The 6290-nt window shown below is 61.7% G+C and carries 5 protein-coding genes and 3 pseudogenes; 3 read left to right on the top strand and 5 right to left on the bottom strand.

Annotation, left to right across the window (positions count from 1 at the left end; translation table 11 throughout):
* Window positions 1-144: 144 nt before the first annotated feature.
* The 3 pseudogenes from J8I34_RS32955 to J8I34_RS35080 form a co-directional block, all read left to right on the top strand.
* A pseudogene (locus tag J8I34_RS32955) lies at window positions 145-493 on the top strand (helix-turn-helix domain-containing protein); the annotation flags it as partial.
* Window positions 415-1757 (top strand): annotated as a pseudogene (locus J8I34_RS32950) (IS4 family transposase). The pseudogenes J8I34_RS32955 and J8I34_RS32950, both read left to right, overlap by 79 nt.
* Window positions 1758-1775: 18 nt before the next feature.
* Window positions 1776-2015: pseudogene (locus J8I34_RS35080) on the top strand (hypothetical protein); the annotation flags it as partial.
* Between the two features lie 264 nt (window positions 2016-2279).
* Here J8I34_RS35080 and J8I34_RS32940 read toward each other — a convergent pair.
* From J8I34_RS32940 to sctS, 5 genes are all read right to left on the bottom strand, one after another.
* Entirely contained in the window at window positions 2280-2747 is a 468-nt protein-coding gene (locus tag J8I34_RS32940; protein ID WP_116386318.1) for a CesT family type III secretion system chaperone, read from the bottom strand.
* Window positions 2748-3089: 342 nt separating this feature from the next.
* Complete coding sequence (locus J8I34_RS32935; RefSeq protein ID WP_209777846.1) at window positions 3090-3350, bottom strand: type III secretion protein; 261 nt, start codon at window positions 3348-3350, stop codon at window positions 3090-3092.
* 7 nt (window positions 3351-3357) lie between these two features.
* On the bottom strand, window positions 3358-4569 hold the full coding sequence (locus J8I34_RS32930; protein ID WP_209777843.1) for a secretion protein: 1212 nt from the start codon (window positions 4567-4569) through the stop codon (window positions 3358-3360).
* Between the two features lie 158 nt (window positions 4570-4727).
* Window positions 4728-5597: a hypothetical protein gene (locus J8I34_RS32925; protein WP_209777841.1), complete on the bottom strand. Its 870-nt coding sequence runs from the start codon at window positions 5595-5597 to the stop codon at window positions 4728-4730.
* Window positions 5594-5857, bottom strand: coding sequence for a type III secretion system export apparatus subunit SctS (sctS, locus tag J8I34_RS32920; protein WP_029050421.1), 264 nt, complete (start codon window positions 5855-5857; stop codon window positions 5594-5596). The genes J8I34_RS32925 and sctS overlap by 4 nt, the downstream gene beginning before the upstream one ends.
* Window positions 5858-6290: the final 433 nt, after the last annotated feature.

Below are 6290 nucleotides of genomic sequence, written 5' to 3'. Positions count from 1 at the left end.
TGAATCATGGACACACCTATGACAACGCGCTCACCAAACGCCTCGATGACTCGCGCGCTGATTTAATCAGCGATTCCCTAATCATGACAACGGATTTAGGGCTGGCGCGTTTTGTGGCTAATGGGTTGATTGGAGATACGCGCCGTGTCAAAGAAGCCGTTAGACGATGCAACGAAGAAGCGCTTGCGAGCTGGTCGGATGCTGTTGGCTCGACCAGCCGACGTGGCCTTGGCCGTGGGGGTAGCCCGACAAACTGTGTACACGGTGGAAAGCTCTGCTCGATGAAGGCGGAATTGATGTGCTACGGGCCATGCCAGGTCGAGGCCGCCCCGCCAAGCTCAAGCCGGAGCAATTGGCCGAGTTACGCGGGACGCTGCTGCAAAGCCCGACTGCGCATGGTTTTGGTACCGAGCTATGGACACTCAAGAGAGTCGGTTTGCTCATCAAGCGGACGTATCGCGTCGGGCATGGGTGGACGAGGAATGCGAGAGTCTGGATCTTGGTGATCCGCGGCGCAATCGGCGCGCCAAGGAACTGCTCAAGCGGTTTGCGGCTCTGCCGACGGCGAGTATTCCCGGTGCGTGCGATGACTGTTCGCAAACCATTAAGGCGTCTCGGTTTGTCAGCAATGAGCAGATCGATTGGCCAGACGTGATGCGACCGCATTGGGAGCGCACGACAGCAATGGCAGGTCAGTTTCCAGTGGTGCTGTGCATTGCGGACACCACCGAGTTGAACCTCAATGGCCAGGAAATGGAGGGGCTGGGGCCGTTGAGCTACGAAACCCAGCGGGGGATGTATCTCCATCCGACCTATGCGGTGACGCCCGATCGCGAGCCACTGGGGGTGATCGATGCCTGGATGTGGGCTCGAGAGCCGAAGGATGCCGACGGCAATCGTAACGGGACCAAGGAAAGCGTACGCTGGATTGAGGGGTACCAACGGGTTGCGGAGCAAGCCGCGCTGCTGCCCCCAGACACGGCTAGTGTATGTGACGGACCGCGAGCGTGACATCGCCGAGCTGATGGCGCGCGCCCAGAAACTTGGCCAACCGGCCGACTGGTTGATCCGCAGCCAACACAACCGCAATCTGGCCGATGGCGGCAATTTGTGGGATAGCGTCGGAGCTAGCCCGGTGCTTGGGGAAATCACCTTTGTCTTGCCGGGGCGTGCAGGCCAGAAGGCGCGCGAGGTCAAACAAGAGCTACGCGCAAAACGTGCGAAGCTGCCGGGTCTGGTCGCGCGGAGATCACTTGTGTAGAGGCGACGGAGATCGGAGCGCCCGCAGGCGTCAAGCCAGTGGTTTGGCGGTTGTTGACGAACCGGGAAGCGCAGGACGCCGATGCGGTCATCGAACTCGTCGAGAGGTACCGAGCCCGATGGGAGGTGGAGAAGTTTTTCCATGTCCTGAAGACTGGCTGCAAGGTCGAAGCGCTACAGCTAGGCTCGTGTGGAGCGGGCCTTGGCGTTGATATGGTGGTAGCGTGGCGCATTACCCGGGGGCAGACTTGCCCGGAACTGGATGCGTCCCTGTTCTTTGACGCCGACGAAATTCTGGGAGCATACGTGCTTGCCAAGAAGGCCCGCCCAAAGGGACACCGGTCACACTCAATCAGATAATTCGGTTGGTTGCTTCCCTGGGTGGGTTCCTTGGGCGCAAGAGCGATGGCGAGCCTGGCGCCAAGACAATCTGGATCGGCATGCAGCGAAACATGGACGTCGCGCTCACCATTCAAGCACTGAGGGAAGAGCCATGACTTTTGTATAAAGAGATGCGCACAATTCGCAAGCGCAATTGTGTATCCCGAGCGACCTTCCTTGACCGGGCCTTCAGGCTAATCGAGGAAGCCGAGAAAACCCGGCGCCGCATCAACGGCGCCGAACACATCGAACTGCTATTTAAGGGCGTTCCCTTCAAGGACGCAACGCCGGCACAAGGTTGGCCAAATGCATCCGGTAGCCATCCTTCATCAACGCATCTACAAGCCAGTACCAGTTGTACGTGGTTTCAATGACCACTCCACGACATCTCCCGGTTGGATGCCCGGTGCCGTTTGAATCTGGACGGAATCTTTCGACAACCGCCTCTGGTAGAGAACCCGTTCAGCTTCGTCACTGACCACAACCACACTAATTCGAGGGCAGGCCGATTCCGCTAAAACTTGTTCATGCCAGCCCTGTGCGTCACGTGGGTCTACCTCCAACTCTACGCCCACCGTTTCACCGCAACGGCGTGAGGCCGGCTACATGATATAAGAATCCTGCGCTTCCCCGGATCACTATGCGCGCAGCCACGAGAACTCCCCCGCGACGATCCCTTCGAACATCTCTTCCGGCGATTCGATAATGTTACTGCGCCAATAGCGGCCATGCTCAGCGTAGTGCGAGAGCAGTTCGGCCAGCGCCGTGCCGTCGACGTCGTGGGTCATCGGCACGCGCACCACGAGCACGATACCTCCGGTATCCGTATCGAGTCCGAGTTGCGCCTGGTCCTGCGCGTAGATCATCAGGTTGGCCTCGAGCATCAGCCGGAATACAATGAGCGTACGACCGGCCGTCACTGTGCCGTAATGAAAATTCGCGTACAGCGCGTCGAGATCATTTTCGAAGTGTTCGAGCCGCACGTCAAAGCCTTCGACCTCGATCGAGCGGGTGCTCAGCACATGCTCGGCATCCGCGAGGCCGACCGTCGCGCACAGGTCATGCACCAATGCTGCGTAGCGCTCCGAACTATTTTTGGTGTCCAAGTAAAAGGCCCGCGCAACCCAGAAAAAGTCCTACCGACGCACAAACGGAACATGGTGCAGCCTTTGCAACGCGTGGTCAGGCCGGTCCTTGCAGATGTGCACCGACCGAACCACTAAGTTCGCCGCGCAGCGTTGATCCGCAGTATTCACGATGTTGGCCACAGCGCCAGCCAGCGACCTCTGCTGCATGGCCCGCGCCGCGGAGAGACAGGCGGTTCCCTGACGAACCTGCGGTGTCGTTGCGCCACCGATAGGTATAAGAGACTCCTCGTTTTTGGGGTGACGCAGAAGCGGTGCCCCGGTGTAACAGCCAGCCACCGCCATGTGGCGAGCCTCGCGCCATTAGGCCGCGCCGCGTGTGTCCGCGAGCTGACCGACGATGCGTCCCGCGGCGAACAGGCCGCGGCAGAGCTTCGCGAGATCGTCGCGGTGGAGTTCGGTCGCGCCGTGCGCGCGCCCCAAGTTTATCGCGGTTGCCTCGAGCGCCTCACGTATCGCTGCGAGACGCGCCCCTCCGGCGGGACCGGTAAGCGCCTTCTGCAGATCGTTGAAGTCGGCGGCGCACGCTTCGAGCGGTGCGTAGATGTCCGATGTCTGTGTCATGGGAACCTCACTTCGGTAGCGAAAGATAAGCGGTAGAGTTGGCCGCGCGCTGCGACGCGGGAATGTCCTCGACAGTCTGCACCACGCCCCGCGCCGCTGCAGGCACTTCATCGACGCTTCCTGTCGCGCTCGGTTTGCCTTTTGCATTCCCATCCGCAGGACCATTTCTTGCGGCGACTGCTGGTGCATTTTCCTGCAACGTATAGATATGCTTAACGCCGTCGGGTGTCTGTCCATAGCGTATATCGTCGGAAGACATCAGGAATGAGAACGGGGGTGCTGGGGTCAATGCGTCTTCCGCTTGCGCGACGCGCAAGCGGACGTCTTTAACGTTGTCGCTCAGATCGTGGCGTATTCGTGCAACGGCCGACTCCACGTCGTGCGGATTGACGACGCTGCCGCTGATCTCGAAGGTTCCGCGCCCCGTGTAGACGACCCTGAGCCCCTGCATTGCGATGGAATCCGCCATACTGCTCACGTCCCTCTGCGCGACGTCGTAGTGCCGAACGATGCGATCCGGTGAAATCCGCATCAGCATCTTTCGCAATTGCGTGTCTTCGTCGGCGGTCGCGACCATGCCGCTGACGGTCACCGTCGAACCGTGTACCTCCGCATGCACTTCCTTCATGTTGTGCGCGGCCAGTTCGCGATTCACGCGCTGCGCGAGATCAACGGCGCTGCGCGGCAACGCAGCATGGCTGAAGACCGTCGTCAGCATGACCAAACCGATCACCAGCACGGCGCCGAGCATTGCGCACGCAGACACGATGTACGTCGTCCGGCGACGGCGCGAGCGTTCGGCAGCGCCCTGCGTTTCGTCCGGCTTCACGAGTAGCGTCGAGAGCAGCTCGAGATCGCTCGGCCATGCCGCGTCATCCAAGCCGATGCAGATGACGATCTCGCCGAACTGCATCGGCACGAAGTCGAGCAGGATGACGGTGCCCGGCTCGTCGTCGGTTTGCGAGGCGAGGGTGACTCCCTGCGCGCTGTGGCTGCTTTCGTTCATGGCGGCGACGCCATCGGCCGCCGCGGCGAACGGATGCAGGCGGCATGCGCTCACCACGCCGCCTGAATCAACGACGAGCGAGACGTCGCCGCCGCTCCAGTCGGAGATGTGGATGTCGGCGTCATCGTCCGCGCCGATCCGGTGAACGCCGACGCTCAGACGCAGATCCGCGCCAGCGTGCACGCCGGTTAGGATACGCAGCAGCTTCGTCATGCAGAGCCCATTGAAGGAATGATGCGGCGCGCAGCGGCACGCCTTCGACACTCACTCTAACCACTGCCGGTGACGTTCCAGCACACAATGCGAAGCGGGCACTTGGAAAGCGAAAGTGCGCGGAAAGCACGACAGAAGCGGGGCAAAAACGCGACGCCTCAGCCGCGTTCGGCGACAAGAAGCGCAGCGCCGCGCTGTACGACGCGCACGTTCATCGCGCGCTCGCGCATGGGCTGCGTCGAGGGCCGGCCGTAGGCGAGCAGCAACAGCGGCATCAGCAGATTCAGCCGCCCGGCTCTGCTGATTTTTTTCGCCGATGCTTCCCCTTCCACGGACGCATCGCGGACAGCAGCGCGTCCTGATCCGCACGCATCGATCAGGCGCTGCCGCCATGCGTCCATGCTAGCATCGCCGGGTGCACCGGTCTGCAACTGGACTGCAAGCAGATCGATGAAACTTTCGTGCAGCCGCGCCTCGAGCGGCGCCTGCGGATGTGCGGCCGCTTCGTCGCGCAATGCGAGCAGAGCGTCACACCACAGGCGCGGCAGCGTGTCCGTGAGGTCTGTACGTGGCGCCTGTGCAGCGACGAGTTTCTGCAGCGCGCCAGGCGCGCGCCGCGCGATCGACGCTTGTCCGCCGCGCATGCGAATCTGCGCGCGCGGCACGCAATCATCGCTGTTCGCGCCGTCGCGTTTGTCATGTGATTGGCTACCGCAACCTGTGTCGCACGTGGCGCGACCGGGGTTGACTAGGCCGGCCTCCGGTGCCTTGCCCACTCCGTCGCCTGCCGCGACGACGGACCGCCGCACGCCCGTGCGGCACGCGGAATTGCGCCTCCTTGCGTTGAGCGTGGCGAGCCTGCGCGCGAGCAGCGAACCTCGCATCGCCCTGTGTTGCGTGAGGGCATAGCTGAACATGATCGTGCCGCGATACAACACGGCGACGGCGGTCTGCTGCAAACGTTCGCGAGCCGCATTCGTGTGGGCTGCCGGAGGAATCGTGGTAAGCGGTGTGCAGACGCGCGTCATTGCGGCACTGCTATAAGCATTATCTCGTTAGCGAAGTGCAGCAGCGTGGCTGCCGAAAACGGCGCAGCGATCACAATCGCTATCGTGACCGCAATCAGCTTTACGCCGTGCGAGAGCGTCTGATCCTGCATCGACGTGATTGCCTGCAGAAACGATACGCCGAGCCCCACGACCGCCGCGACCACCACAACCGGCAGCGAAATGTACATGCACAGCAGCATGCCCCGAGTTGTGACGCGCATGAGCGTGTCGATATCCATGACTGCCTCCTGATTGTCCGCGGCCAGCCGCGCTAACGATAGGTCACCACAAAGCCACGGACGAGCCCCATCACGACGAACCGCAGCAGCTTGACGGAATGGGATCGTTTATCGAAACGTTGTGGGGCGTGGCGACCGGCGAGTTGCCGATGATCGGTACATTCGCATCGCGCGCGAAGCGCAGAAATTACGCCGCGCTTTCGTCCATGCCACGCGCTGCGCGGGTGCCGCCGCAGTCGCTAGCTCTCACGCGAGCTTTTTACGTTCCGCCCTAGTTGGTGGGCTGCTCGGTCTTTTCTTCGCTCATGACTTTCTGCTCGTAATGTCGAATGGGCGCACCCATGCGCCTTCGGGGCTCGAAGGTAGCGGACCATTCGCCGCGCTGCGCGGCGAATGCGAAGCCTGTCTTCGGCAAGCGAAGTGACGCCGCCAC

It is taken from the genome of Cupriavidus phytohabitans, from assembly GCF_017815025.1.
Classification (GTDB): Bacteria; Pseudomonadota; Gammaproteobacteria; order Burkholderiales; family Burkholderiaceae; genus Cupriavidus.
This window is presented reverse-complemented; position numbering and strand designations above follow the sequence as displayed.